The organism is Caulobacter sp. SLTY (assembly GCF_009905535.1).
Taxonomy (GTDB): Bacteria; Pseudomonadota; Alphaproteobacteria; order Caulobacterales; family Caulobacteraceae; genus Caulobacter.
Genome location: NZ_JAAALA010000046.1, coordinates 1 through 25,162, shown reverse-complemented (window position 1 = coordinate 25,162; position 25,162 = coordinate 1). Strand labels below are relative to the sequence as shown.

The 25,162-nt window shown below is 68.2% G+C and carries 21 protein-coding genes and 1 pseudogene; 11 read left to right on the top strand and 11 right to left on the bottom strand.

Going from position 1 to position 25,162, the window contains the following annotated elements:
• Window positions 1-63: 63 nt before the first annotated feature.
• Genes mtaB through dapF form a run of 3 tightly spaced genes read right to left on the bottom strand, consistent with a single transcriptional unit; the run spans window position 64 to window position 3,133 of the window.
• Window positions 64-1,353 (bottom strand): tRNA (N(6)-L-threonylcarbamoyladenosine(37)-C(2))-methylthiotransferase MtaB, encoded by a 1,290-nt coding sequence (gene mtaB / locus GVN21_RS19195; RefSeq protein ID WP_166576348.1) that lies wholly within the window; start codon window positions 1,351-1,353, stop codon window positions 64-66.
• Window positions 1,350-2,294 (bottom strand): SDR family NAD(P)-dependent oxidoreductase, encoded by a 945-nt coding sequence (locus GVN21_RS19190; RefSeq protein ID WP_166576347.1) that lies wholly within the window; start codon window positions 2,292-2,294, stop codon window positions 1,350-1,352. The genes mtaB and GVN21_RS19190 overlap by 4 nt, the downstream gene beginning before the upstream one ends.
• Window positions 2,291-3,133 (bottom strand): diaminopimelate epimerase, encoded by an 843-nt coding sequence (dapF, locus tag GVN21_RS19185; RefSeq protein ID WP_166576346.1) that lies wholly within the window; start codon window positions 3,131-3,133, stop codon window positions 2,291-2,293. Before dapF ends, GVN21_RS19190 begins: the two co-directional genes overlap by 4 nt.
• Before the next feature lie 301 nt (window positions 3,134-3,434).
• Here dapF and GVN21_RS19180 point away from each other — a divergent pair, with 301 nt between their 5' ends.
• The 4 genes from GVN21_RS19180 to GVN21_RS19165 all read left to right on the top strand — a co-directional run bounded on the left by GVN21_RS19180 (window position 3,435) and on the right by GVN21_RS19165 (window position 6,566).
• Window positions 3,435-4,238, top strand: a complete 804-nt coding sequence (locus tag GVN21_RS19180; protein WP_166576345.1) for a potassium channel family protein — start codon at window positions 3,435-3,437, stop codon at window positions 4,236-4,238.
• Between the two features lie 255 nt (window positions 4,239-4,493).
• Window positions 4,494-5,585: a bifunctional DNA-binding transcriptional regulator/O6-methylguanine-DNA methyltransferase Ada gene (gene ada, locus GVN21_RS19175; protein ID WP_166576344.1), complete on the top strand. Its 1,092-nt coding sequence runs from the start codon at window positions 4,494-4,496 to the stop codon at window positions 5,583-5,585.
• Complete coding sequence (locus tag GVN21_RS19170) at window positions 5,582-6,280, top strand: 2OG-Fe(II) oxygenase (RefSeq protein ID WP_166576343.1); 699 nt, start codon at window positions 5,582-5,584, stop codon at window positions 6,278-6,280. The genes ada and GVN21_RS19170 overlap by 4 nt, the downstream gene beginning before the upstream one ends.
• 40 nt (window positions 6,281-6,320) lie before the next feature.
• Entirely contained in the window at window positions 6,321-6,566 is a 246-nt protein-coding gene (locus GVN21_RS19165; protein ID WP_166576342.1) for a DUF3297 family protein, read from the top strand.
• Here the strand turns inward: GVN21_RS19165 and GVN21_RS19160 are convergent.
• Window positions 6,563-8,617: a PAS domain-containing sensor histidine kinase gene (locus GVN21_RS19160; RefSeq protein WP_205690185.1), complete on the bottom strand. Its 2,055-nt coding sequence runs from the start codon at window positions 8,615-8,617 to the stop codon at window positions 6,563-6,565. The genes GVN21_RS19165 and GVN21_RS19160 overlap by 4 nt on opposite strands.
• Window positions 8,618-8,773: 156 nt before the next feature.
• Here GVN21_RS19160 and GVN21_RS19155 point away from each other — a divergent pair, with 156 nt between their 5' ends.
• Entirely contained in the window at window positions 8,774-10,906 is a 2,133-nt protein-coding gene (locus GVN21_RS19155; protein WP_166576341.1) for a prolyl oligopeptidase family serine peptidase, read from the top strand.
• Window positions 10,907-10,911: 5 nt separating this feature from the next.
• The gene (locus GVN21_RS19150; RefSeq protein WP_240903031.1) at window positions 10,912-13,038 is read left to right on the top strand and encodes a prolyl oligopeptidase family serine peptidase; all 2,127 of its coding nucleotides are present in this window, start codon (window positions 10,912-10,914) and stop codon (window positions 13,036-13,038) included.
• A gap of 65 nt (window positions 13,039-13,103) precedes the next feature.
• Here GVN21_RS19150 and GVN21_RS19145 read toward each other — a convergent pair whose 3' ends face one another.
• Window positions 13,104-15,389, bottom strand: a complete 2,286-nt coding sequence (locus GVN21_RS19145; RefSeq protein WP_166576339.1) for a TonB-dependent receptor — start codon at window positions 15,387-15,389, stop codon at window positions 13,104-13,106.
• An 84-nt stretch (window positions 15,390-15,473) separates the two neighbouring features.
• Between GVN21_RS19145 and GVN21_RS19140 the strand changes: the two genes are divergently transcribed.
• The gene (locus tag GVN21_RS19140; RefSeq protein WP_346764290.1) at window positions 15,474-16,580 is read left to right on the top strand and encodes a phytase; all 1,107 of its coding nucleotides are present in this window, start codon (window positions 15,474-15,476) and stop codon (window positions 16,578-16,580) included.
• A gap of 123 nt (window positions 16,581-16,703) precedes the next feature.
• Here the strand turns inward: GVN21_RS19140 and GVN21_RS19135 are convergent, their stop codons facing one another.
• The 3 genes from GVN21_RS19135 to GVN21_RS19125 form a co-directional block, all read right to left on the bottom strand.
• Window positions 16,704-17,243: a PadR family transcriptional regulator gene (locus GVN21_RS19135; protein WP_166576349.1), complete on the bottom strand. Its 540-nt coding sequence runs from the start codon at window positions 17,241-17,243 to the stop codon at window positions 16,704-16,706.
• 292 nt (window positions 17,244-17,535) lie between these two features.
• Window positions 17,536-18,933, bottom strand: a complete 1,398-nt coding sequence (locus GVN21_RS19130) for a M20/M25/M40 family metallo-hydrolase (protein WP_166576337.1) — start codon at window positions 18,931-18,933, stop codon at window positions 17,536-17,538.
• Between the two features lie 218 nt (window positions 18,934-19,151).
• The gene (locus tag GVN21_RS19125) at window positions 19,152-20,045 is read right to left on the bottom strand and encodes a hydrogen peroxide-inducible genes activator (RefSeq protein WP_166576336.1); all 894 of its coding nucleotides are present in this window, start codon (window positions 20,043-20,045) and stop codon (window positions 19,152-19,154) included.
• 150 nt (window positions 20,046-20,195) lie between these two features.
• Here GVN21_RS19125 and GVN21_RS19120 point away from each other — a divergent pair, with 150 nt between their 5' ends.
• Both GVN21_RS19120 and GVN21_RS19115 read left to right on the top strand, forming a co-directional pair.
• The gene (locus GVN21_RS19120; protein ID WP_166576335.1) at window positions 20,196-20,759 is read left to right on the top strand and encodes a peroxiredoxin; all 564 of its coding nucleotides are present in this window, start codon (window positions 20,196-20,198) and stop codon (window positions 20,757-20,759) included.
• 136 nt (window positions 20,760-20,895) lie between these two features.
• Window positions 20,896-21,429 (top strand): carboxymuconolactone decarboxylase family protein, encoded by a 534-nt coding sequence (locus tag GVN21_RS19115; RefSeq protein ID WP_166576334.1) that lies wholly within the window; start codon window positions 20,896-20,898, stop codon window positions 21,427-21,429.
• Between the two features lie 197 nt (window positions 21,430-21,626).
• On the opposite strand, the gene GVN21_RS19110 is transcribed toward GVN21_RS19115, so the two are convergent.
• Genes GVN21_RS19110 through GVN21_RS19100 form a run of 3 tightly spaced genes read right to left on the bottom strand, consistent with a single transcriptional unit; the run spans window position 21,627 to window position 23,665 of the window.
• The gene (locus GVN21_RS19110) at window positions 21,627-22,160 is read right to left on the bottom strand and encodes an SRPBCC family protein (protein ID WP_166576333.1); all 534 of its coding nucleotides are present in this window, start codon (window positions 22,158-22,160) and stop codon (window positions 21,627-21,629) included.
• A 49-nt stretch (window positions 22,161-22,209) separates the two neighbouring features.
• A complete protein-coding gene (locus tag GVN21_RS19105; protein ID WP_166576332.1) occupies window positions 22,210-23,061 on the bottom strand; it encodes an aspartate/glutamate racemase family protein in 852 nt (283 codons plus the stop codon).
• 37 nt (window positions 23,062-23,098) lie between these two features.
• Window positions 23,099-23,665, bottom strand: coding sequence for a hypothetical protein (locus tag GVN21_RS19100; RefSeq protein ID WP_166576331.1), 567 nt, complete (start codon window positions 23,663-23,665; stop codon window positions 23,099-23,101).
• Window positions 23,666-23,866: 201 nt separating this feature from the next.
• Between GVN21_RS19100 and GVN21_RS19095 the strand changes: the two genes are divergently transcribed.
• Both GVN21_RS19095 and GVN21_RS19090 read left to right on the top strand, forming a co-directional pair.
• Window positions 23,867-24,595, top strand: coding sequence for a response regulator (locus tag GVN21_RS19095; protein ID WP_166576330.1), 729 nt, complete (start codon window positions 23,867-23,869; stop codon window positions 24,593-24,595).
• Window positions 24,592-25,162 (top strand): annotated as a pseudogene (locus tag GVN21_RS19090) (hypothetical protein); the annotation flags it as partial. The gene GVN21_RS19095 and the pseudogene GVN21_RS19090, both read left to right, overlap by 4 nt.

Genomic DNA, 25,162 nt, shown 5'->3' with positions numbered 1-25,162 from the left:
CTGTCTCGTGGGCTCGGACGGCGGCGCTCCATAACTTCCCTCCCCATGAAGGGGAGGGAGGGGTCAGGCCAATTCGGCAAGTGCACGGATGCCGTCGTGGCCGGTAATGCGCATGCAGCGGATGGAACCGGGTTCGGCTTCGCCTTCGAAGGTCATCTCGGTGAAGTCGGGGGCTCGGGCCAGGCCGGGGCGTTCGACGAGGCCTTCGAGGGTGCGGCCGATCTGGTGGTCGAGGTGGCGCGAGAGCGCGGTGGCGCCGGCTTGGCGGAGGCGGGCGGCTCTCGCCTTGATCACCGGGCGGGGGACGGGCGGCATGCGCGCCGCCGGGGTGCCGGGACGGGGGCTGTAGGGGAAGACGTGGAGGTAGGCGAGGCCGGCTTCCTCGACCAACCTGACGGTGTTTTCGAAGGCTTCCTCGGTTTCCGTCGGGAAGCCGGCGATCAGGTCGCAGCCGAACGCGACGTCGGGGCGGACCGCGCGGACATCGGCGACCAGGCGCAGGGCGTCGGCGCGGAGGTGGCGGCGCTTCATGCGCTTGAGGATCAGGTCGTCGCCGGCTTGCAGCGAGAGGTGGAGGTAGGGGACCAGACGCTGTTCGGTGGCCAGCACGCGCATCAGGTCGGGGTCGATCTCGGCGGCGTCGATGCTGGAGAGGCGCAGGCGGGGGAGGTCCGGGACTAGGCGCAGGATGCGGGCGACGAGCTGGCCCAGGGTCGGCTGGCCGGGCAGGTCGGCGCCCCAGCTGGTCAGGTCGACGCCGGTGAGGACCACCTCGTTCCAGCCCTCGGCGGCGAGACGGCCGATGCGCTCGACGATCTCGCCGGCGGGGGCCGAGCGGCTGTTTCCGCGGCCGTAGGGGATGATGCAGAAGGTGCAGCGGTGGTCGCAGCCGTTCTGGATCTCGACATAGGCGCGGGCGCGGTCGCGAAGGCCGTCGGAGAGGTGGGCGGCGGTTTCGCGCACGCTCATGATGTCGTTGACGCGGACGCGGCCGAGCTGCGGTTGCGGCAGCAGGGCGCCGGGGGCGGCCTTTTCGGCGTTGCCGAGGACGAGGTCGATCTCGTCCATGGCCGCGAAGCCGGCGGGGTCGATCTGGGCGGCGCAGCCGGTGACCACGATACGGGCGGTGGGGTTTTCGCGGCGGGCCTTGCGGATGGCCTGACGGGCCTGGCGGACGGCCTCGCCGGTCACCGCGCAGGTGTTGAAGACGATGGCGTCGGTGACCCCGTCGGCCTCGGCCCGGGCGCGGATCTGCTCGGACTCATAGGCGTTGAGGCGGCAGCCGAAGGTGACGACTCGGGCGCCGGCCGTGGTCTGGGCCACCTGCGGATGGTCGAGGACGTCTTCGCTCAAAACAGCGCCCCCAGGAGGAAGCCGGCGGTGAAACCGGACTCCCCCTTCGGCTCGTCCATGGCGCGGATGCGGTCGTTATAGCGGGCAAGCCAGCCGGCGTTTTCCTGGCGCTGAGCGGCCATGTAGGCCTCGAAGTCGTCCTTGTAGTCGGGATGCCAGCGGCTGAGCGGCGGGCGACCGGCGGCGACATCCTCGGCGGCCCAGCGGATGCGGGCCGCATCGGTGGCGCGGTCGACGTCATTGTCGGGGCAGAGAATGTAGAAGTCGCCGGCGGAGACGCTGGCGATCATGTGGTCGACGACCTGAGCGCCGGTCCAGGCGGCGGCCGGCTTCTCAGTCCCCCGCGCGGTCATGCCGGTGAAGGTGTAGCCGGGGACCAGCAGGTGGGCGGTGACCTGGCAGCCTTCGGTGTTGCGCAGGGTGTGCTGCAGGCCTTCTGTCAGCACCTTCACCCCCGCCTTGGTTACGTTGTAGGCGGTGTCGCCGGGCGGGGTGGTGATGCCCTGTTTGGAGCCGGTGTTGATGATCAGGCCGGGGGTTTTCTGGTCGATCATCGTCTGGGCGAAGGCCTGGACGCCGTTGATGACCCCGAACAGGTTGACCTCGATTAGGGCGCGCCAACGGTCGGGCCGCTCGATCGCCGAGCCGCCGCCGCCGATGCCGGCATTGTTCATCAGCACATGGACCGCGCCGTACTGGGCGATGGCGGCGTCCCGTAGGCTGATCACCGCCTTGGGGTCGGACACATCGGTGGGGACGGCCATGGCGCGGTCGCCGGCGTCGAGCGAGGCGGTGGCGGCCAGCAGCTTCTCGGCATTGACGTCGGCCAGGACGACGTTGAGGCCGAGGGCGAGGAACCGGCGGGCGGCGGCCAGGCCGATGCCGTCGGCGGCGCCGGTGATGACCGCGGTGTGGCCGGGCTGGAGGGCGGGGTGGGTCATGCGGCGAGGGCCTCCGGCAGGCGGCCGGTGAATTCGACCGCGACCGGGCCGGTCATGATCACGTGGTTGTCGGACGCGCGCCAGTCGATGGTCAGTTCGCCGCCGTCCAGGACCAGGGTCGCCCGGCGGCCGGCGAGGCCTCGGCGGGCGGCGGCGACCAGGGCGGCGCAGGCGCCGGTGCCGCAGGCGCGGGTGAGGCCGGCGCCGCGCTCCCAGACGCGCAGGCGGATGCGGTCGGGGCCGAGCACCTGGGCGAAGCCGACGTTGACGGCTTCCGGGAACAGGGGGTGGTGCTCGATCATGCTGCCGAGACCGCGGACCATGGTCTCTTCGGGCTCATGGTCGAGGAAAAAGACGATGTGGGGGTTGCCCATGCTGACCGCGCCGGGCGGCTCCAGCGTCTGGCCGACCGGGCCGGCGAGCACCTCGATGCGGTGGGTATCCATAGGCTCGCTGAGCGGGATCTGGCGCCAGTCAAGGCCGGGTTCGCCCATGTCGACGCTGATCGCGCCGTCCGGGCCGCGCGCGGCGTGGAGCAGGCCGGCGCCAGTCTCGATCACGGCGGTGTCGCGGCCACTGGCCTGCATCAGCAGCCAGCCGACGCAGCGGGTGGCGTTGCCGCAGGCGTCGACCTCCGACCCATCGGCGTTCCAGATGCGCATGAAGGCGTCGGCGCGGGTGGACGGCTCCAGCCCGATCAGCTGGTCGCAGCCGATGCCGGTGGATCGGTCGGCAATGGCCTTCGCCTCTGCCGCCGAGGGGCGGAACGGCTGGTCGCGGGCCTCGACCACGACAAAGTCGTTGCCGAGCCCGTTCATCTTGAGGAACGGACGGGACATGGGACGGCCTATATAGGCGAAAATCGGCTGAACCGTGAGGGGGGACTGGTTCGCCGGTGGCAGGGGACTGGTTCGCCGCTGATGATGGTTTGCGATTGGCCGGGATGGTGGGCGGCGTACCTGTCCCGGATGGACAGCACCAGATCGGGGACAGGTACTCCGGGTGAGAGCTGTGGTGGTTCTGAGAGAGTCATCGGCGGAGAACCAGTCCCCCCAGTCGACTGAGAACCGGTCCCCTGGCTTGCCGGAACCTTTGGGGCGGTATCTACCTCTTCCTTCGAATCCCACGGGCTGAGGGCGTATGGGCAAGACGGTGCGTGAGGCGGAGCCGGAGTCGGAGCGGGAAGGCCTGCGGCTGCGCGCGCGGCTGCGGGCGCTGTATCACGGTGGTTCACCCACGGCGGTGAAGTTCCGGCTGGGGATCATCGTCCTCGACCTGATCATCGTAGCCTTCTTCGTGGCGGCGCCGATCCTGAAGGACACGCGAGCCTTCTATGTCATCGACTATGCGATCGCCGCCTTCCTGGTGCTGGACCTCGGCGCACGGTTCCTGGCCGCGCCGGACCTCAAGGCCTGGCTCAAGCGACCGCTGGTCTGGGTCGATCTGGCCGTGCTGGCCACCCTGCTGTTCCCGGTCTGGCTGGCCAATTTCGGTTTCCTGCGGGTCTTGCGCCTCTGGACGCTGATCGAGAGCGACTTTTTCTGGCGTACAGTTGGGCGGCGATACGATGACACGCGGATCGAGGATCTGACTCGCGCCGGCACACGCCTGCTGACCTTCATCTTCGTCATCACGGGCCTCGTCTACGCGACGTTTCGAGGCAAGCACGGGATCGATACTTGGGTCGACGCCCTCTACTGGACGGTGACCAGCCTGACGACGACCGGCTACGGCGACATCAGCCTTGAGGGAACCTGGGGCCGGTTGCTGTCGATCGGGGTGATGTTGGGCGGGGTCTCGCTGTTCATTCGGCTGATGCAGGTGCTGGTGCGCCCGCACAAGGTGCGCCATCCGTGTGAACGGTGTGGGCTGATCCTGCACGATCCGGACGCGGTGCACTGCAAGGCGTGCGGCAAGGTGCTGTGCATTCCGAACGAAGAGTGAGGGCGTTTCCCCCTCCTCCGCCGTCATCCCGGCCGTAGCGCAGCGAAGAGCCGGGACCCAGGGGCGGCCACGCGGATTCGCGGCTTCGATTGCCAGCAAGCCCCTCCTGGGTCCCGGCTCTCCACGCTGCGCGCTGCGGCCGGGATGACGGCGAAGGTGTGGAGGCCTATCTTTCGATTGCAGAGCAAGACCCGGAGCGCGGGCGGATCGGTGGCGCGGCACTGTGTGGACAACGACGCACACAGGAGCCAAGCCATGAGCACCGTTCTCGCCTTCAAGGCCCCGATGACCGCTACGAAGACCCCAACCGAACTCGATCCCCGTTGGCTGCGCGTGCAGGCGCGGGACGCCAGCGCGGATGGTGAGTTCTTCTATTCCGTCGCGACGACCGGGGTCTATTGCCGGCCGTCCTGCGCGGCGCGGCCGGCCAATCCGAAGAATGTGGCGTTCCATACCACCACCGCAGAGGCTGAAGCCGCTGGGTTCCGCCCCTGCAAACGGTGCAAGCCGGACCAGCCGCCCAAGGCGGCGCGGGACGCAGCGCTGGTGGCGCGGGTGTGCCGCGAGATCGAGGCGGCCGAGGAGCCGCCGGCGCTGGAGGCGCTGGCCCGGAGCGCGGGGCTCTCGCCCCACCATTTCCACCGGCTGTTCAAGGCGGTGACCGGTGTGCCGCCCAGGGCCTATGCCGCCGCTCACCGAGCCCAGCGGCTGCGTGAGGGGCTGGAAAGCGCCGGGAGCGTGACCGAGGCGATCTACGACGCCGGGTTCAATTCGGCGGGGCGGTTCTATGAGGCCTCCGACGCCATCCTGGGCATGACGCCCCGCGACTGGCGGGCCGGGGGGACGGGGGCGGAGATCCGCTTTGCCGTGGGTGAGTGTTCGTTGGGGGCGATCCTGGTGGCCCGGAGCGAGAAGGGGGTCTGCGCCATCCTGATGGATGACGATGCGGACGCGCTGGTGCGCGACCTGCAGGACCGGTTTCCCAAGGCGCGGCTGATCGGCGGCGACGAAGGGTTCGAGGCGCTGGTGGCCCGGGTAGTCGGGATGGTGGAGCGGCCTGGGTTGGGTCTGGACCTGCCGCTCGACGTGCGCGGCACGGCGTTCCAGCAGCGGGTGTGGGCGGCGCTGCGGGCGATCCCGGCCGGGACTACGGCGACCTATCGCGAGATCGCCGAGCGGATCGGCCAGCCGAGCGCGGCGCGGGCGGTGGCGGGAGCCTGCGCGGCCAATGCGCTGGCCATCGCCATTCCCTGCCACCGGGTGGTGCGCAACGACGGGTCGCTGTCGGGGTATCGCTGGGGCGTGGAGCGGAAGGCGGCGCTGCTGACCCGCGAGCAGGCGGCGTGAGCCGGCTGGCGGCGGTCGACTGGGCGGCGGCCGAAGCGGCGTTGGACGGGCACGGCTTCGCGGTCCTGCCCGGACTTCTGACGCCGGAGGAGTGCGGGCGGGTCGTGTGGCTGTATGACCGGCCGGAGGGGTTTCGCAGCCAGGTGGTGATGGTGCGGCACGGTTTCGGCCGGGGGGAGTACAAATACTTCAGCTATCCCCTGCCCCCGCTGGTGCAGGGCCTGCGGGAGCGGCTGTGGCCGTATCTGTCGCCGGTGGCCAACCGCTGGCACGAGGCAATGGGCATGGCGGTGCGGTTTCCCAAGACGCACGGCGAGTTCGTGGAGCGGTGCCATGCGGCGGGACAACGGCGGCCGACGCCTCTGCTGCTGCGGTACGGTCCGGGCGACTACAACTGCCTGCACCAGGACCTCTATGGGGAGCATGTGTTCCCGCTGCAGGCGGCGGTGCTGCTCAGCGAGCCCGGACGGGATTTCGAGGGCGGTGAGCTGGTGCTGACCGAGCACCGGCCCCGGATGCAGTCGCGGGTGATGGTGGTTCCGCTTCGCCAGGGCGACGGGGTGGTGTTCGCGGTGAACAGCCGGCCGGTGGCAGGGACGCGCGGGACCTACCGGGTAACGATGCGCCATGGGGTCAGCGCGCTTAGGTCCGGATCGCGCCATACCCTTGGGGTGATCTTCCACGACGCTGCGTGAGGGGGTATGGAGCCGGCTCTTCGTACTTCAGAGATCTATCATGTCCGACGAACTCCCCGACCGCCTCTGCACCAATCCCAAAAGCCCGTTCTATGACGAGGACCTGCTGCAGAAGGGCATCGGCATCCGCTTTCGCGGCGAGGAGAAGACCAACGTCGACGAGTATTGCGTCAGCGAGGGCTGGGTGAAGGTGGCGGTGGGCAACAAGGTCGACCGCAAGGGCAACCCGATGACCATCAAGCTGAGCGGGCCGGTCGAGCCCTATTTCAAGCCGAACGAAGGCTAGCCCTCGATCATCTCACGGATGCGGGTCGCCAGGTCCTCCATGGCGAAGGGCTTGGTGATCATCTGCATGCCGGGCTCCAGGAAGCCGCGGGACAGGGCCGCGTTCTCGGCATACCCGGTCATGAACAGCACCTTCAGGTCCGGGCGGCGCTCGCGGGCGGCGTCGGCCAGCTGGCGGCCATTGAGGCCGGGCAGGCCGATGTCGGTGACCATCAGGTCGATCCGGCGGCCGGAGAGTGTGATGTCGAGGCCCTGCTGGCCGTCGGCCGCCTCCAGCGCCTGGTAGCCGAGGTCGGCCAGAACCTCGCAGATCAGGCCCCGCACCACCGGCTCGTCCTCGACCACCAGCACGGTTTCGCCGTCGTCCGCGCGGGGCGCGGGCAGGTGCAGGTCGGGGCCGGTGTCGTCCTGTTCGGCGCCGATGTGGCGGGGCAGGAAGATCTTCACCGTCGTTCCCTTGCCGATCTCGCTGTAGATCTTGACCGCCCCCTCGGACTGGCGGGCGAAGCCGTAGACCATGGAGAGACCCAGGCCGGTGCCCTGGCCCAGCGGCTTGGTGGTGTAGAACGGCTCGATGGCGCGTTCGGCCACCTCCGGCTCCATGCCGACGCCCATGTCGGTGACCGCGACGCAGACGTACTGGCCGGGATCCATATCGCAGGCGCGGGCGACGATCTTGTCGATGTGGATGTTGCAGGTCTCGATGGTCAGGCGGCCGCCCTCGGGCATGGCGTCGCGGCCGTTGATCGCCAGGTTGAGGAGGGCGCTCTCCAGCTGGTTGGGATCGCAGAGGGTCATCCACAGGCCGCCGGCCATGACCAGCTCAAGCTCGACCCGCTCGCCGAGGCTGCGCCGCAACAGATCCTCCATCGAGGCGACCAGCGGGTTGACCTTGACGGGCCTGGGATCGAGCGGCTGGCGGCGGGCGAACGCCAGCAGGCGATGCGTCAGGGCGGCGGCGCGGTTGGCCGAGGTGGCGGCGCCGGCGATGAAGCGGTCGACCTCTTGGGTGCGACCCTGGCTGATCCGCTTCTGGACCAGGTCGAGGGAGCCGACGATGCCTTGCAGCAGGTTGTTGAAGTCGTGGGCGATGCCGCCGGTCAGCTGGCCGATGGCCTCCATCTTCTGGGCCTGGCGCAGCTGTTCCTGGGCCTCGGCCAGGGCGGCTTCGCGCCGCTTCTGGTCGGTGATGTCGCGGGCGACGCAGTAGAGCAGGCCGTCGCGCTCCGCGGCGTTCCAGCTGAACCAGCGCCACTCGCCGCTCTTGGTGCGAAAGCGATTCTCGAAGGCGATGGTGGCCCCGTGGCCGGCCAGGTGGTCGACCTCCTGGCGGGTGCGCAGGGTGTCGTCCGGATGCTCCATCCACGCCGAGGTCCGGCCCAGCAGCTCCTCCTGGCTCCAGCCCAGGATGAAGGTCCAGGCGGGGCTGGCGGACAGCCAGACGCCGGCGGCGTCGGCGATCAGGAAGGGGTCGCGCGACAGGGCCCAGAGGCCGTCCCGCTCGCGGGTGGTCTCGGCGACACGCTTCTCCAGCTGCCCGGTCAGGTCGGCCAGGCCCTCGACAGCTCTTACGCGCTCGGTGGTCTCGCTGACGATGCAGAGGATGCCCGCCATCTCGCCCACCTCGCCGCGCACCGGGGAGTAGGAGATGTCGAAGAAGACCTCCTCCAGGAAGCCGTGGCGGTCAATCTTGAACGGGCGGTCCTTGGCCGACAGGGTCTCGCCGGTCGACCAGACGCCATCCAGCAACGGCCCGAGGTCGTCCCAAAGCTCGGCCCAGCCCTCGCGGGCCGGGCGGCCGAGCGCGCCGGGATGCTTGTCGCCGATCGTGGGGGCGTAGGTGTCGTTGTAGAAGGTCAGATAGTCCGGCCCCCAGAACAGCACGATCTGGGCCTTGGCCGGCAGCAGCAGGTTGAGACTGGCGCGCAGGGTCTCCGGCCAGCCGGCGCTGGGGCCCAGCGGGGTAGAGGCCCAGTCGTGGGCGCGGATCAGGGCGCCCAACTCGCCGCCACCGATCGGGAATTGCGCGGCGTTGTCTTCGATATCGCTCAAGAAACCCCCCGCCCCCGCGGCCGCTGAAATCCGCGATGTTGCGCGTAACGCCCAAGGCCGCGAAAGGATCACGGCCGGAACGGCGGTCGAAACTCCCGCCTTGTTCCCGCCCCCGGCATGCCTATGCTCCGCAGCCTCAGATTTGGGGGTCCCCGCATGCGTCCGATCCGTCTCGCCGCCGCGATCGCCGGCCTCGCCCTGTTGGCCGGCGGCGCCTTGGCGCAGGTCGCCGATCCGTTCCTGTGGCTGGAAGAGGTCGAGGGGCCCAAGGCGATGGCCTGGGTGAAGGGCGAGAACGCCAAGGCGGAGCCGATGCTCGCGGGGGACAGGCGGTTCGCCGGGCTGCAGGCCGATGCACTGAGCGTGCTTTCGGCGCAGGACCGCATCCCGACGCCCGACTTCGTGGGCGAGGCGGTCTACAACTTCTGGCAGGACGCCGACCATGTGCGGGGCATCTGGCGGCGCACCACCCTCGACAGCTTCCGCTCGGCCGAGCCGCAGTGGGAGACCGTGCTGGACATCGACGCCCTGGCGGCGACGGAGAAGGCCAACTGGGTGTGGAAGGAGCCGACCTGTCGCGGGCCGACCTACGACCGATGCCTGGTGCGGCTGTCGAACGGCGGCAAGGACGCCATCGAGATCCGCGAGTTCGACCTGAAGACCAAGCGTTTTGTGCCGGGCGGCTTCCGCCTGCCCGAGGGCAAGCAGACGGTCGAGTGGCTCGACCCCAACACCCTGATCCTGACCCGTGACTGGGGTCCGGGCAGCCTGACGGACTCCGGCTATGGGCGGGTCGTAAAGGTGCTGAAGCGGGGCCAGACGCTGGCGCAGGCGAAGACGGTGTTCGAGGGCGAGACGGCGCATGTCAGCGCCAGTCCGGACGTGATGCGGGACGCCAAGGGCGCCCGGGTGGTGCTGGTCACCCTCGGCCTCGACTTCTTCAGCACCGCCTATTTCGTGGTCGATGACCAGCTGCGCACCCAGCGGCTGATGCTGCCCAAGCGGTCGAACGTGCATGGGCTGCTGAACGGGCGGTTGATCGTCTCGCTGCAGCAGGACTGGACCTGGAAGGGCGAGACCTTCACCTCGGGCTCGCTGCTGGCGGTCGATGCGACGGAGATGCTGAAGAACCAGTTCGCCCCGCGCCTGGCGAGCGATCCCAAGCCGAAATCCCCGGTGCAGGTGGTCTTCGTGCCCAAGGAACGACAGGCGCTGGACCGCGATGAGATCCGGGTGACCGACAGCCGGGTGCTGGCGGTGCTGAACAACAATGTGCGCGGCTCGCTGGTCAGTTTCACCCAGAGCCAGGGCAGCTGGCTGATGCAGCGCTACCTCGGCCTCGACAACGCGGCGATCAAGATCCAGTCCACGGCCGACAAGGGGGACGACGTCTTCTTCACAGAGGAGAGCTTCACCACCCCGACCCGGTTGAAGCTGGGCGTCGGCGCCACGCCGCTCGGCCGGCCCGTGAAAATGCTGCCCGACCGGTTCGCCGCCGCCGACCTGGTGGTCGAGCAGAAGGAGGCGACCAGCAAGGACGGGACGAAGATCCCCTACTTCATCGTCCGCCGGAAGGACCTGAAGCTGGACGGGTCGAACCCGACCCTGCTGCACGCCTATGGGGGTTTCCAGCTGTCGAAGCCTCCGGTCTATGACCCGATCGTCGGCAAGCTGTGGCTCGAGCGCGGCGGCGTCTATGTAGTGGCCAACATCCGGGGCGGTGGAGAGTTCGGCCCGGCCTGGCATTCGGCGGCCCTGAAGGCCAACCGCCAGAAGGCGTTCGACGACTATTACGCGGTGGCCGAGGCGCTGATCGCCGACAAGGTCACCAGCCCCCGGCGGCTAGGCGCCTATGGCCGTTCGAACGGCGGCCTGCTGATGGGCGTGGCGATGACCCAGAGGCCGGACCTGTGGAACGCGGTCGTGGTCGAAAGCCCGCTGCTGGATATGCTGCGCTATCACAAGCTGCCGGCCGGGGCCTCCTGGATCGGCGAGTACGGCGACCCCGAGAAGCCGGAGGAAGCCGCCTGGATCGCCGCCTACAGCCCCTACCAGGCGCTCAAACCCGGCGTGAAATACCCGCTGGCCTACATCACCACCTCGACCAAGGACGACCGGGTGCATCCGGGTCATGCGCGAAAGTTCGCCGCGCGGCTGGAAGCGCTGGGCGCGCCCTATATCTACTACGAGAACCTCGATGGCGGTCACGCCAACGGGGCCGATCCGAAGGCCAACGCCCGGCGCTGGGCCCTGCACTATGTCTACCTGTCTCGCCAGTTGATGGATTGAACCCGTTGAAACAGCTCCTCCTTTCCGCCGCGGTGGCCGCCTTGACCCTGTCCTCCCTTCCCGCTTCCGCCCAGCCCGCCGCCCCGAACGGGCCGTCGGCAACCCAGGCCGATCCCTTCCTCTGGCTGGAGGACATCGAGGGCGAAAAGGCGCTGGACTGGGCCCGGGCCGAGAACGCCCGGTCACTGCCCGTGCTGCAGGGCGATCCGCGCTATCAGGGCCTGTTCGACAACGCGCTGAAGATCATCACCGCCCAGGACCGGATCCCGATGGCCGGCTTCGCGGGCGTCGGCGACAAGGAGCTGCGCAACTACTGGCAGGACAAGGACCATGTGCGCGGCATCTGGCGGCGCACGACCATGGACAGCTACCGCACCGCGACGCCGGCGTGGGAGACGATCCTGGACCTCGACGCCCTGTCCGAGGCCGAGGGCAAGAACTGGGTCTGGAAGGGCTCCAGCTGCCTGCCGCCGGACGACCGCTACTGCCTGGTCTCGCTGTCCGACGGCGGCAAGGACGCGGTGACCGTCCGTGAGTACGACACCGTCGAGAAACGGTTCGTCGAGGGCGGCTTCGTCGCCCCCGAGGGCAAGCAGAACATCAGCTGGCTCGACAAGGACACCCTGATGATCGCCCGCGACTGGGGTCCGGGCACGATGACCAAGTCTAGCTATCCGTTCGTGCTGGGCCTGTGGAAGCGCGGCCAGCCGCTGGACGGCGTGAAGGAGATCTTCCGCGGGACCGAGGACGACATCTCGGTCAGCGGCTATGCCCTGCGCGATCCGAGCGGAGCTATCCAGGCGGTGTTCATCAATCGCGCGGTCAGCTTCTTCGAGAGCGAGACCTACGCCCTGATCGGCGGCAAGCCGGTCAAGCTGCCCTTCCCGCTGAAGTCGTCGGTGCAGAGCCTGGTCGAAGGCCGGCTGGTGCTGACCTTGGACGAGGATTGGGGCGCCCAGGACCTCAAGCAGGGCGATCTGGTCTCGCTGGACCTGAAGGCCCTGCTGGCCGATCCGGCCAAGGCCAAGGCCGAACTGGTGCGGCGTCCCACATCAAGGCAGTCGATCCAGACCGTCACCAATACCGCCAACACCCTGGTGGTCGAGGTGAACGACAACGTCACGGGCGTCGTCTATGCCTACCGGCCCGGCAACGACGGCTGGAGCAAGCAGAAGCTCAACCTGCCGGCCAACAGCTCGCTGGGCATCGTGTCTGTCGGCTCACAGACCGATCAGGTGCTGGCTTCCGCCGCCAATTTCCTGAACCCCACCACGCTGTGGTTGGCCAATGGCGGCGCGCCGCAGCAGATCAAGGCGGCGCCGGCCAAGTTCGACGCCGACGGCATGGTCATCCAGCAGTTCGAGGCGACCAGCAAGGATGGGACCAAGGTCCCCTACTTCATCGTCCACCGAAAGGACATCAAGCTGGACGGGTCGAACCCGACGCTTCAGTACGCCTACGGCGGTTTCCAGGTGTCGATGAACCCCAGCTATTCCGGGACCATCGGCAAGCTGTGGCTGGAGCGCGGCGGCGTCTATGTGCTGGCCAACATCCGGGGCGGCGGCGAGTTCGGTCCGGCCTGGCACCAGGCGGGGCTGAAGGAGAACCGCCAGCGGGTCTATGACGACTTCTTCGCCGTCAGCGAAGACCTGATCGCCCGCAAGATCACCTCGCCCCGGCGCCTGGGCATCATGGGCGGCTCCAACGGCGGCCTCTTGATGGGCGTCGCCCTGACCCAGCGGCCGGACCTCTACAATGCCGTGGTCATCCAGGTGCCGCTGTTCGACATGCAACGCTACACGGTGATGGGCGGCGCCGGCGCCAGCTGGGCCGGGGAATACGGCGACGGGACCAAGCAGGAGGAGTGGGCCTATATCGGCAAGTACAGCCCCTACCAGAACATCAAGCCGGGCCAGAAGTACCCCGAAGTCTACATCGAGACCTCGACCAAGGACGACCGCGTCCACCCCGGCCACGCCCGCAAGGCGGCGGCCAAGCTGCAGTCGCTGGGATACAAGGTGCTCTACTACGAGAACATCGACGGCGGCCACGCGGCCAGCGCCAACCTTAACGAGACGGCGATGCGGGTCGCGCTGGAGTACAGCTATCTCAGCCGCCGGCTGATGGACTGAGCCAAAAGCAAAACCCCCGCCCGGTCGCCCGGGCGGGGGTCGCTTAAGTTACGCGTTGCTGAGCCCTAGAAGGCCCAGCGGGCGACGATCTGGAACACAGGGCCGGCCTTCTCGGTCTCGAGTTCATACTCGTCGTAGTCGCGGGCCGCCTGGTCGGCGAGGCTGCCGAACTTGTCGAAGACTTCGTCCTTGGAGCTGTCCAGCAGGTTGGTGCCGGTGAAGCGGACGACGAAGTTCTTGCCGAAGCGCTTCTCGACGAAGAACTCCAGGTCGCCGCCGTAGGAAGTCTCGACCTCTTCGAGTTCAACGCGGCTCAGAGCGTCGCCCTGCTTGCGGTAGGTGACGCCGAAGGCGGCGTTCCAGCTGGGGATGTCCTGAATGACGCCGACGTTGAAGACATAGTCCGACTGGTTGTTGAACTTCCGCTCGCCGGCGAAGTCGGTGATCTCGCTGTCCAGCCAGCTGTAGTTCAGGAACACGCCGGTGTTTTCGAGGCCGATGAAGGTCAGCGGGGTGGAGAGGTCGAACTCGATGCCCCACACCTTGCCGTCACCCACGTTGTCGATCGAGTAGACGGTGGTTCCGGGGCCACCGTCACCCTCTTCGCCGGTGTTGATCACCTCGATCAGGTCGGTGACGTCCCGGTAGAAGAAGTTCAGCCCAACCACGCCCTGACGGCCGATGCGGTGCTCGTAGCCGACGTCGAAGCCCCAGGCGGTTTCCGGCTCGATGTCCGGGTTGCCGCGGAAGTCGTCGTCCCCGAACTCTTCGATCAGGGTGACCGGCTGGATCTGGTCGAAGTTCGGACGGCGGACGGTGCGGGCCGCCGACAGGTTGACCCGGCCGGCATCGCTGACGTCGAAGCGGAAGTTCACGCTCGGCAGCAGGACGGCGTAGTCCTTTTCGTTGACCCGGTCGGCCGCCGCCACACCGGTGCTGTCGTCGGTGATGGTGGTGGTCGTCGTCTCGAACCGCAGGCCGGCTTCCCAGCGCATGAAGTCGGTGCGGCCGCTGTACATCAGGTAGGGATCGATGCGGGTTTCCTCGATTTCGACGTTGGCGTCGTTCTGGAGGACGGCCGGACCCGGCAGGGTGGGACGGGGCGCCGGGGCGTTGGGAATGGTTGTCCGGGCGCGGGTCTCGATGATCCGCAGGTCGCGGTTCTTGCCCTTGTACTGGACGCCGAACTCCATTCCGACCAGGCCGAAGTCCTGCTTGTGGCTGACGTCGGCGGTCCACTCGCGGTCTTCCAGATCGGTGTTGATCTCGTCACGGGTGAAACGGTCGTCTTCCGGGAAGGGGATGCCGTCGCGGCGGTATTCGAACTCATCTTCGAACTCGAACTGATCGTCGATGATGGCCGCGTAGCCGACCTTCACCTTGGTCTTGCCGCCGAACATGTCGCCTTCGTACTTGGCGCGCAGGGAGTAGTTGTCGGTCAGGATGTCGAGGTCGTTATCGTTGAGAATCGACAGGTTGGCGTTATTGCGGATGCCGCCGAGGTACTCGATGCTGTCCTCGTCCTGCAACCGGTCGGTGCGCACGAAGAAGCCGTCGAACGACAGCTCGGCGCCCTCCAGCTCCACCTGATAGGAGGCGTTGAAGCTATAGTCGGTGCCGTCGCGAACGTCGGTCTGGACCTCAATGTTGTCGAGCGTGCCGCCCGGCTCGTCGAAACGCTTGGAGAGCTTCTCCTTAGGGCTGCGGCGCTCCTGGACGCCAACGCCGACCAGCAGACGGCCGGGGCCGACCTGACCGCCCCAGACGGCGCCGAAGCTGCCGGCCCATTCACCGTCGTCATAGTAGGCCGCGCCGCCGCGGACGTAGCCGCCGTCCAGGCTCTGGCCGTCGCGGAGGACGATGTTCAGGGCGCCGGCGACGGCGTCGCCGCTGCGGTTGGCCGAAGGGCTGCGGACGATCTCGATGCGCTCGATCAGCTCGGCCGGGATGCGGTCGACGAAGAAGCTGCGGTCGGCGTTGGCGCCGGGCACCTGTTCGCCGTTGATCAGGATCTGGGTGTAGGCCGAGTCCAGGCCGCGCAGGCGGGCGCCGTCGCTTTCCAGGACGTCGGAGAGGAAGGTGACGCTGGGCACGCGCTTCATGGCGTCGCCGGCCGAGACCGGTTCGAAGCGCTGGAAGTACTCCTGGTCGTAGGAGAGGATCGGGGCGGTCTGTTCGGTGCGGTTGCGGAAGGTCAGCTCCGGGCTGATCACCAGCTCCTCGACGGTTGCCGGTTCGGCGTTGGCGGTGGCGATGGCTTCGTCAGCGGCGAAAGCCCCCGAAGCAACGAACTGGGAGGCAAAGGCGAGCGGCGCGAAGGCGGCGAGCGCCAGAAGGCGGGTCTTGGTCATGTCTATCCCCAGCGAGACGGCGCGGTTGACGAAAGGTCGCGCTCGTGGTCTGCACGCGCCGCCTCTAGGTTCGACAGCAAAGGGATGCCAGTGATGTTTGATCGACAGTTTTATTACAGATTTGTGTCGGTTGCCGCCGCCGCTGCTCTTTGCTCTGCTTGTGCGATACTTGACCCAGAGGCGGTGTCGGACTCCGGAAAGATGACAGTGGGGGTCGGAACCCCGGTTTTGTCCTCGGTGGAGACCCAATCGGTGGCCACAGAGCGGGCCGATGCGGCCGATGACCCGGAAATCTGGGCCGATCCGCGCGATCCGAGCCGGGTGGTGATCTTCGGCACCGACAAGCAGGCGGGGCTCTACACCTACGGGCTGGACGGCAAGATCACCGGCTTCATCCCCGATGGCCGCCTCAACAATGTCGACCTGCGTGGCGGTTTCGCCACGCCGCAAGGCGAGCGGGTGCTGGTCGCGGCGTCCGACCGGGGTCGGATGGGGGCGGCCCTCTACCTGATGGATCCCGATTCGCTGAAGGTGACCCCCTGGGGGGTGGTCCCTCTCGACCTGGCCGAGCCGTATGGCCTCTGCGTGGGCCGGCGCGGCGCCGACTTCATTGTCATCGTGAACGGCACGGACGGTCAGGTGCGACAGGTGAAGGTCGAGGTTGGGCCGGACGGCAAGTTCAAGGCGACCGAGGAACGCCGCTTCGGCCTGTCGACACAGACAGAGGGCTGCGTGGTCGATGACGTGAAGGGCCTGCTCTACATCGGCGAGGAGGCCAAGGGGGTGTGGCGCTACCCGCTGGATGGCGAGGCCAAGGGCGTGTTGATCGCCAGGGCGCCGTCGGACATGCTGAAGCCGGACGTCGAGGGCCTGACCCTTCTGCGCGAGGGTGAGCAGACCTGGCTGATCGCGTCCAGCCAGGGCGACAGCGCGTTTGCCGTCTGGCGCGTCGATGGGGCGGAGCCGGAATACAAGGGCCGCTTCTCGGCCGTGGCCGGCAACGGCATCGATCCGGTGACCGGCACGGATGGGGTCGCGGCGCTGGGCGGTGTGGTCGGTCCCTATGGCGAGGGCCTGGTGGTCGCCCAGGACGACGTGGACAGCGAAGGCGAGAGCCTGACGATGACCCGGTCGCGGCAGAACTTCAAACTGATCGACTGGCGCGTCGTGAAGGCGGCGCTGGGGCTTTAGGCGTTAGTTGCTCCCCCTTTGGGGGAGATCCCCGCGAAGCGGGGTGAGGGGGTCCGCTCCCGTCGGTTGAGGCCCCCCTCCGTCGCGCTTCGCGCGCCACCTCCCCCGATGGGGGAGGAACTGTCAGGCCCGCTCGACCGCCGCCGCCGCCGCGTCGAGCGCGTCGCAGATGGACGCAATCTGGTCCTTGGTCAGCGACTGGCCGGTCAGTTTCAGCTTCAGCGCGGTCTTGAGGTTCTCACGGGCCCGCAGGATCTGCGGCGAGAACATCGCGCTGGCCGAGGCGGCCTGGGCCATGCGGTCGAAGATGCCGGCGACCTGGCCTTCGTTGGCGACCAGCTGGGCCTCGCCCTCGGGGGTGATGCTGTAGAGTTTCTTGCCGCCCTGGGCCTCGGAGGTCAGCAGGCCGGTTTCCTCCAGCAGGGTCAGGGTCGGATAGACCACGCCGGGGCTGGGGCTGTAGGCGCCACCCGCCTGTTCCTCGACGGCCTTGATCAGCTCGTAGCCGTGGCGGGGATGGTCCCCGATCAGCTTCAGCAGCACGAAGCGCAGGTCGCCGTGGTCGAAGAACCGGCCGTGGCGGCGCCAGCCGTGGCGGTGGCCGCCGTGGTCGTGAAGGCCAAACGCGCGGCGGTGGCGATGGGGACGGCTCCAGCCGAACATGTGATGCATATTTTCGATCCTATTTCGATATGTCTAATTTCAGATATATCTAATAAAGATCGAAGCGCAAGAGTTTCGATATATCTTTTTGTCGGCGGGCGTGACTCCACTCTCCACCCGCGAAGCGGGAGGAGGACAGGTTTCGAGCCTCGAGCGAGAAACCAGGAGGCGGGCCCACCGGCGGTAGGGAGGTTCCTCCTGAAGCAGACTTGCCCCCCTCCTGCTCTGTCGCTGAGCGCTCCAGAGCGGTCCTCCCCCCGCAAAGCGGGGGGAGAGTTGAGGGCGCCGTTTCCTACCGCTTCCCGGCAAGCGCCTTGATCAGCAGGTAGTAGTGGTCCAGGCCCTCGTCGAAGGCGGCGATGGGCAGGCGTTCGTTGTTGCCGTGGTAGTTGAAGTCCACGTCGGGAACGAAGAACAGCGGCCCCACCCCGATGGTCGGAATGCCGGCGGCGCGGAAGTAGAGGCCGTCGGTGGCGCCGGCTTCCATATAGGGCACGGGAACTGCGCCGGGGGCGCGGACGGCCAGCACGGTCTTGAGGGCGGCAGTGACCTCGTCGGGGGTCTCGGAGACGTCGCTCTCGATCGGCTCGCCGGTGACCACGATCTCCAGCTTGTCGTTGGCCGTCACCCTGGCAAGCGTGTCCTTCACTTCCGCTACCGTTTCTCCGGGAAAGATGCGGCAGTTGACCGTGGCGGTGGCCGAGACCGGCAGGGCGTTCTCGGCGTGGCCGGCCTTCAGCAGGGTTGCGACACATGTGGTGCGCATCTCGTTGCTGATCCAGTTTTCGGCCTCGAGCACCGCCAGGGCCTCGGCATCCTGGGGATTGGCGACCAGGCGCTTCATGGCCTCGCCGACCTTGCTGTCCAGGGTCGGGGCGGTGGCGGCGAAACTGGCCAGCGTCACCTTGTTGAACCGCGCGGGGAAGCGGTAGGCGGACAGTTTCTGGAGGGCCGCGGCGAGATCGTAGATGGCATTGTCGACGCGGGGAGCGGAGGAGTGGCCGCCGGTGTTCCGAGCCGTGATCTCGAAGGTGGCGTAGGTCTTCTCGGCGACCTGGGTGGAATAGCTGGGCTTCGACCCGCCGCCGGGGCGGAAGCCGCCGCCGGCGTCCGAGTTGAGCGCATAAGCGGCGTTGGTCAGGGTGGCTGCTACCAGCTGGGCGGTCTTACCGGTGGTTTCCTCATCGCCGGTGAACACCAGGATCAGCTCACGGTCCGGGACAAACCCCTCGCGCCGCAGCCGCATGAAGGCCTGGGTGATGGTCAGGACGCCGTATTTGTTGTCGACCACGCCACGGCCATAGAACATGCCCTCGTGCTCGGTGAGCTTCCACGGGTCGCGGCCCCAGTCCTTCTCGCTGGCGTCGACCACATCCATGTGGGCGAGGAACAGGACGGGCTTCTTCTTCGACCCCTTCTTGCCGGGGTAGCGGACGATCAGGGCGGCGGTTTCGCCCAACGGGCGGATCTCGATTTCCTCCGGCTTGAAGCCCGCGCCTTTCAGTTGGCCGGCCAGATACTCGGCCATCGCCGGCACAGCGCCGCGTCCCTGCACAGTCGGGAAGGCGATGATCTTCTCGAACATCGCCCGCGCTTCGGTCTTCACCTCCGGCTTTGGCGGCGGGGACTGGGCGAGAACCGGAGAGGCCAGGAGGGCGAAGGCCGCCACCGCCGAACAGAAGACTCGCATCGCACTCTCCTTTGCCCGATGGGCTATCCCGTATCGTCCGAAGTCTTGGCGCCCCCTCCCTGAGGGAGGGGGTAGGGGGAGGGTCTACGCGGCCTGACGTCCGACGGTCGTAAACCCTCTCCCTCCCACCGCTCCGCGGCGGGCCCCTCCCTCTCCCTCGCGGGAGAGGGGCAAGGGCAGCCGCTTCATCTTTGCTTGGCAACAGTCCGCCGAGAAGCTTAGGCGTCCCGCAGGGTCTCCGCCAGCAGGCGGCCGTCGCGGGCGCGGCTGGAGCCGGCGCGCCAGGCGACCACGATCTCGCGGCTGGGGTGTTCGGCCTGCAGCGGGCGGACGGTGACCGGGGCCTGGCCGGTCAGGCCGGCTTCCACCGCCATGGCCGGGACGAAGGAGACGCCCAGGCCCGAGCCGACCATCTGCACCAGGGTCGGCAGGGAGGTGGCGGCAAAGGCCTCCTCTTCACCCCCGCGCGGCGGGGCGAGGCCGCAGGCGGAGAGCACATGGTCGCGCAGGCAGTGACCGTCCTCCAGCAGGATCAGTTCATCGCCGTCCAGGGAGGCGGGGCTGATGCTGGCCTGGCTGGCCATGGCGTGGCCGGTGGGCACGGCGGCCAGCAGTTCGTCATCGACGACATGCGCCCAGTCGAGACCCGCCATGTCGTAGGGGAGCGCGATCAGGGCGGCGTCGAGGGCCCCGGACTTGAGGGACGTGATCAGGCGGCTGGTCAGGTCCTCCCGGAGGAACAGCCGCAGCTTGGGAAAGCGAGCCCGCATCACCGGCAGGGCCTTGGGCAGCAGGAAGGGAGCGATGGTCGGGATGACGCCCAGCCGGAAGCGGCCCGACAGCGGCTGGCCGGCGCTCTGGCTGGCCTGGACCAGGTCTTCGGCGCCGGCCAGCAGGTCGCGCGCCCGGCGAGCGGCCTCCTCGCCGGCGGCGGTAAGGATGACGCCGCTGCGGGCTCGATCAACCACCGGGGCGCCGATGATCCGCTCCAGCTCCGCGATCCCGGCCGACAGGGTGGGCTGGGTGACATGGCCCGCCTCGGCCGCCGCGGTGAACGAGCCATGCTCGGCGAGGAGCTTGAGGTACTGGAGTTGGCGCAGAGTGGGGAGCATTCCGCCTACATAGAGGGCATCTATGCTGTCGGCAAAAACTATCGATTGGCCAATGGGTGAGTCGGGGCCTATCTGAGCAGGGTCGCCGACGCCTCCCCGCTCGGCGGCCCTACCGACTCGATCACTTTACTCAAGCGCGAGGGATACGCGATGCTGGGCGTTGGCCAGAAACTGCCTGATTTCAAGGTTGTCGGCGTGAAGCCGAAGTTCAACCGTCACGAAGAGAACGGCGAAAGCGCCTTCGAAACCGTGACCCAAGAGTCCTTCCCGGGCATGTGGAAGGTCATCTTCTTCTACCCGAAGGACTTCACCTTCGTCTGCCCGACCGAGATCGCCGAGTTCGCCCGCCTGAACCAGGAGTTCGCGGACCGTGACACCGTGGTGCTGGGCGGCTCGACCGACAACGAGCACAGCAAGCTCGGCTGGCGCCGGGAGCACCCGGATCTGAACAGCCTGCCGATCTGGAACTTCGCCGACAACAGCGGCAAGTTCGCCCGCGCCCTGGGTGTGCTCGACGAAGAAGAAGGCGTTGCCCTGCGCGCCACCTTCGTGGTCGACCCGCACAACGTGGTGCAGCACGTCTACGTCACCAACCTGAACGTCGGCCGCGCGCCGGCCGACACCCTGCGGGTGCTCGACGCCCTGCAGACCGACGAGCTGTGCCCGTGCAACCGCGCGGTCGGCGGCGACGTCCTGCAACTGGCCGCCGAGTAGGCAGCCCAACAAGATCCAGCGGCTTTCATCCTCCCTCCCTTGAAAGTCGCTGGCGCCGGGGCCCCTCGCCCCGCCCCTCCCCCTCAGTGGGCGCGGGGACCCCGGCCCCCTTTTCCTTCATTGATAGGAACGACCGATGTCGATCGACACCGTGCGCGAGGCCCTGCCCGCCTACGCCAAGGACCTCAGCCTGAACCTCTCGTCACTGTCGAACGAGACCGTGCTGACCGACCAGCAGAAGTGGGGCGCCTTCGTCGCCTCGGCCCATGCGGTGGGCCAGCCGCTGGTGGTCAAGAACCTGGAAGCCGCCGCTCGCGCCGCGGGCCTGAGCGAAGAGGCCCTGACCGCCGCCAAGGCCGCGGCCGCCATCATGGGCATGAACAACGTCTACTACCGCTCCCTGCACCTGATGAAGAACAAGGAGTACGGGACCCTTCCGGCCAAGCTGCGGATGAACATCCTGGCCAATCCGGGCGTGGAGAAGGTGGACTTCGAGCTGTGGTCGACGGCCGTGTCGGCGATCAACGGCTGCGGCATGTGCCTGGACGCGCATGAGGCTGAGCTGAAGAAACACGGCGTGCCGAACACCTCCGTACAGGCGGCGCTTCGCATCGCCTCGGTCGTCAACGCGGTCAGCCGCGTGGTCGCGGGCGAAGCGGCGGCGGCTTAGGGGACTGGTTCGCTTCGCTCTCCGCCCCCAAGAGGGGGCGGAGGACGGTTCGGAGCGCTAGCGACGGACCAGGAGGCGGGGCAGCGCAGGTGGCCAGGGGTTAGCGGTCCACCGGCGGTGGGGACCCCCTCGGTCTGGCTCGCTTGCAGCGCTCGCCAGAGCCACTCCCCCATTTCATGGGGGAGAGCGATGTGCCATTACCCCGCCTTCCCCGTTTCCACGAACGTCTTCAGCCGCTTGAGTTGCGTGCCGACCACCATGTCGATGACCGGCGCGTTCTTCATGAATGCCGCGTCCAAGCCGCCGACCTTGTAGCTCTGCGCCACCTGCGTCTTGCCGTCGGCGGTCGGGGTGAGGGTAAAGGTCAGGGCGCCCTCCACCCCGAGATCCTGCAGCGGGCCGAGTGCGCCAGTGATGCGCAGCATCTTGCCCGGCCAGGCCAGGGCCACCTCGCCGTGCTTGACCCCGCCGCCGGGCAGCGTCTCGCAGAAGCAGGCGCCAGGCTCGAGCTTGAGGGTCATGTTGGCGGCCTTGCCAGAGTAGGTGTGGCTGCTCTCCCACCAGGATCCGATCTGGCCGAGGGCGGCGTAGACCTTGTCCGCCGTCGCGTCGATAACCACGATGTTCTCGACCACCAACCGGCCCTCGGCCGTCGACTTGACCTCGGCCCCGGCCGGCGCGGCCATAGCAAAGACGCTCGCCGTCATGGCGGCCATCAGAAGCTTGCGCATGAGTGCCCTCCTCCAGAGAGGATGAGCTAAGCGCGGCTTGAACGAGCGATCAAGCGGCTTCGAAATCCAACGGCGCGCCCCAGAAGCTCTGAACCAAGCCGTTCTGGCGACCTGGCGTCCCAGTCGTCAGGAATCGGCGCAGGCCCGAACTGCCGGGGTCCAGTTCGGGATGCCGCTCCAGGTACAGGGTCAGCGCATCGGCGGTCGCCCCCGGCTGATGGATCAGCGGCGTGCCCGGCGGCAAGGCGGCGCGGAACAGGTCGGCGACCATCTCGTAGTGGGTGCAGCCCAGGATGGCGCGGTCGGGATAGCGGCCGACACGGCGCTTCAGCGCCTCGACATGGTTCTGGACCTCGGTGGCCAGCTCGACCGGACCGGCGCCCTCCTCGATCATCTTCGCCAGGTTCGGGCAGGGCTCGGAAAAGACCGCCAGGTCCTGCTTGCGCTTGTCGATCTCGATCTCGAAAACCCGGCTGCCCGCCGTGCCTGGGGTGGAGAAGACGCCGAGGATGTCGAGCTTCTCGATCTTGTCGCCCCGGCGCTCGGCCTCGTGCTCCCACGGAAGCCCGGTCGCCGCCTCGATGGTCGGAACGATGATACCCAGCACGTTCAGCGCCCGGCCGGTCTCGCGACGATAGCCGGGTAGCCAGGTCTGTTGCAGGCGCCGCAGGGCAATGGCGCTGGCCGTATTGCAGGCCAGGACCACCAGGCTGGCGCCGGCGTCGAACAGCCGAATGCAGCCGGCCTTGGTCAGTTCGACGATCTCCTCGCCGGGGCGGCCGCCGTAAGGCGCATTGGCCTGATCGGCCAGGTAGATGAAGTTCGCCTGGGGCAGCCGCTCCACCAGCATCCGGTGCACGGTCAAGCCTCCGACGCCGGAGTCGAAAACGCCTATCGCCATGCTCGCGGTGTAGGCCCGCCCGCGAGGATTGGGAAGCTCACTTGGCCATCAGGGCGAACAGACCGGGATAGGGCGCCGCGCCCGTGCGGTAGAGGCACCAGTCGTCCCCGCTGGGGCACTCGCCGTCAAAGATGGCCTTCTTGGTGGGGTTCACCACCGCCAGCGTCGGGGCCTGGCCGAGATCGCCGGCCATGCGCAAGGCGCAGCGGTCGCGCTCCTCGCGGGTCAGCCGGGTGTAGGCCGCCTCGCTACATCCCAGTTGGCGGGGCAGTCTGGGGCCGAGCGGCGCCTCCCGCACCGGCTCGCCGGCGCCCTCAGGGTTGTCAGGCAGCACGATCACCGGGCCGTTGTCCTTGGCCGCGGCGATATCGGGATCGCGATGAGGGCCGGGGCGCGTGGTGGTCTTGGCGGGCACGGCCTTGTCCGGATGGCCGGCACGCGGTCCGGGCCGCGAGAACGGCAGCAGGCTGAGGTCCAGCGGGGCGTCAGTCATCGGCGCGCCCGCGGGACCGACGCCGCCGATCATCCAGCCGATCACGACCGCATGCGCCCCGACCGAAACGGCGAGGATCAGCAGGATGCGCAGGCGCCGGCGCGCGGCCATGAACTCTTCCCCTCCGACGGGCGAGCGAAGGACACCATCCCGCCATGTCCCCACCGGGGCCGGCGTGTTTCAGCCCGACATGGTTTGCCCGCAAATCCGCCATCGGCGCGGCGTCTGTTCCGGCCAGGCAGACGCCTTCAATGCGCAAATGTGTCCACGGCGAGATCACCTCGCCACATTGTCGGGGGAACTACCGCGATCATGACACCCGCTCCTGTCGCCGCCTTTTCCCCCATCGTGCTGGTCGTCGATGACGACTCCGACCTGCGGGCCCAGATCGCCGGCTATCTGACCCAGCATGGCTACACCGTGCGCAGCGCCGGCGGGGCCGACGAGATGGACCGGGCGCTGTCCGGCGGGCTGGTCAATCTGATCCTGCTGGACATCATGCTGCCCGGCGAGGACGGCCTGTCGATCTGTCGCCGGATCGCCGACGCGGCCGGGCCTCCGGTGATCATGCTGAGCGCCATGGGCGAGGAGATCGACCGCATCCTGGGGCTGGAGCTGGGGGCCGACGACTACCTGCCCAAGCCGTGCAATCCGCGCGAGTTGCTGGCGCGGGTGCGGGCGGTGCTGCGCCGACGCGAGGACGGCCGGGGCGAGACGCAGCGGCGGCGGGTCTATCAGTTCCTCGGCTTCACCCTCGATACCGGGCGACGCAGCCTGAAATCGCCGAGCGGGGTCGGCATCCTGTTGACCAGCGGCGAGTTCGCCCTGCTCTGCGCCTTTCTGGAGAACCCCCAGCGGGTGCTGACCCGCAACCAACTGCTGGAATACGCGCGGGGCGATAACGCCGATGTCTATGACCGCGCCATCGACGTGCAGATCAGCCGCCTGCGCCGCAAGCTGCACGGCTGCGCCGAGCAGGAGGTGATCCGCACCTATCGCGGCAGCGGCTACCTCCTCGACGCTCGCGTTTCCCGGCTTTGAAGGCGCTCCGGGCGCCCTTCGGCCTGCAGGTCACGGCGGTGTTGCTGCTGATGCTGATTGTCGCCCAGGCTGCGACGGTGGCCGTGGTTCTGCTGACCCCGCCGCCCAAGCCCCGCATCTATCAGCTCGGCGAGGTGGCCGCCGCCCTGACGAACCAGCCCCGCCCCCCGGCCGCCAGCTTCGGCCCGGCCGCCGAGCTGCGCGGTCCGCCCCTGACACGCGCGCCGACTGGCGACTTCACCCCAGCGCCGGCCGACGAGCAGAGTCCCAGCGCACGACTACTGGCCCAGTTGATGCGGGTTCCCCCCGATCGGGTCAGCTTGGTCGAGGCCGGCCCGCCGTTTCCCTTTTCCATGATGCGCCCCCGGGATGGCGAGGGCGGGCCTCGGCGGGCCTTCGTTGTACGCGGGCCGGAGCCGCCGCCAGAAGGCGTCGCCGCGATGCGGGTGCGGCCGATGACGGAGTTCGAGCGGCCCCTGTTCGGGGACTTTACCGCCGCCCTGCGCCAGGTCGACGGAAGCTGGGTCGTGGTCCGCCCCCCTCCCCAGCCCTTCCCCACCCCATGGC

Excerpts from the sequence above, each read along its gene's own strand:
- GVN21_RS19190 (WP_166576347.1), bottom strand. The coding sequence starts at position 2,294 with ATGACCCACCCCGCCCTCCAGCCCGGCCACACCGCGGTCATCACCGGC.
- dapF (WP_166576346.1), bottom strand. The coding sequence starts at position 3,133 with ATGTCCCGTCCGTTCCTCAAGATGAACGGGCTCGGCAACGACTTTGTC.
- GVN21_RS19180 (WP_166576345.1), top strand. The coding sequence starts at position 3,435 with ATGGGCAAGACGGTGCGTGAGGCGGAGCCGGAGTCGGAGCGGGAAGGC.
- ada (WP_166576344.1), top strand. The coding sequence starts at position 4,494 with ATGAGCACCGTTCTCGCCTTCAAGGCCCCGATGACCGCTACGAAGACC.
- GVN21_RS19165 (WP_166576342.1), top strand. The coding sequence starts at position 6,321 with ATGTCCGACGAACTCCCCGACCGCCTCTGCACCAATCCCAAAAGCCCG.
- GVN21_RS19155 (WP_166576341.1), top strand. The coding sequence starts at position 8,774 with ATGCGTCCGATCCGTCTCGCCGCCGCGATCGCCGGCCTCGCCCTGTTG.
- GVN21_RS19145 (WP_166576339.1), bottom strand. The coding sequence starts at position 15,389 with ATGACCAAGACCCGCCTTCTGGCGCTCGCCGCCTTCGCGCCGCTCGCC.
- GVN21_RS19140 (WP_346764290.1), top strand. The coding sequence starts at position 15,474 with ATGCCAGTGATGTTTGATCGACAGTTTTATTACAGATTTGTGTCGGTT.
- GVN21_RS19135 (WP_166576349.1), bottom strand. The coding sequence starts at position 17,243 with ATGTTCGGCTGGAGCCGTCCCCATCGCCACCGCCGCGCGTTTGGCCTT.
- GVN21_RS19130 (WP_166576337.1), bottom strand. The coding sequence starts at position 18,933 with ATGCGAGTCTTCTGTTCGGCGGTGGCGGCCTTCGCCCTCCTGGCCTCT.
- GVN21_RS19125 (WP_166576336.1), bottom strand. The coding sequence starts at position 20,045 with ATGCTCCCCACTCTGCGCCAACTCCAGTACCTCAAGCTCCTCGCCGAG.
- GVN21_RS19120 (WP_166576335.1), top strand. The coding sequence starts at position 20,196 with ATGCTGGGCGTTGGCCAGAAACTGCCTGATTTCAAGGTTGTCGGCGTG.
- GVN21_RS19115 (WP_166576334.1), top strand. The coding sequence starts at position 20,896 with ATGTCGATCGACACCGTGCGCGAGGCCCTGCCCGCCTACGCCAAGGAC.
- GVN21_RS19110 (WP_166576333.1), bottom strand. The coding sequence starts at position 22,160 with ATGCGCAAGCTTCTGATGGCCGCCATGACGGCGAGCGTCTTTGCTATG.
- GVN21_RS19105 (WP_166576332.1), bottom strand. The coding sequence starts at position 23,061 with ATGGCGATAGGCGTTTTCGACTCCGGCGTCGGAGGCTTGACCGTGCAC.
- GVN21_RS19100 (WP_166576331.1), bottom strand. The coding sequence starts at position 23,665 with ATGGCCGCGCGCCGGCGCCTGCGCATCCTGCTGATCCTCGCCGTTTCG.
- GVN21_RS19095 (WP_166576330.1), top strand. The coding sequence starts at position 23,867 with ATGACACCCGCTCCTGTCGCCGCCTTTTCCCCCATCGTGCTGGTCGTC.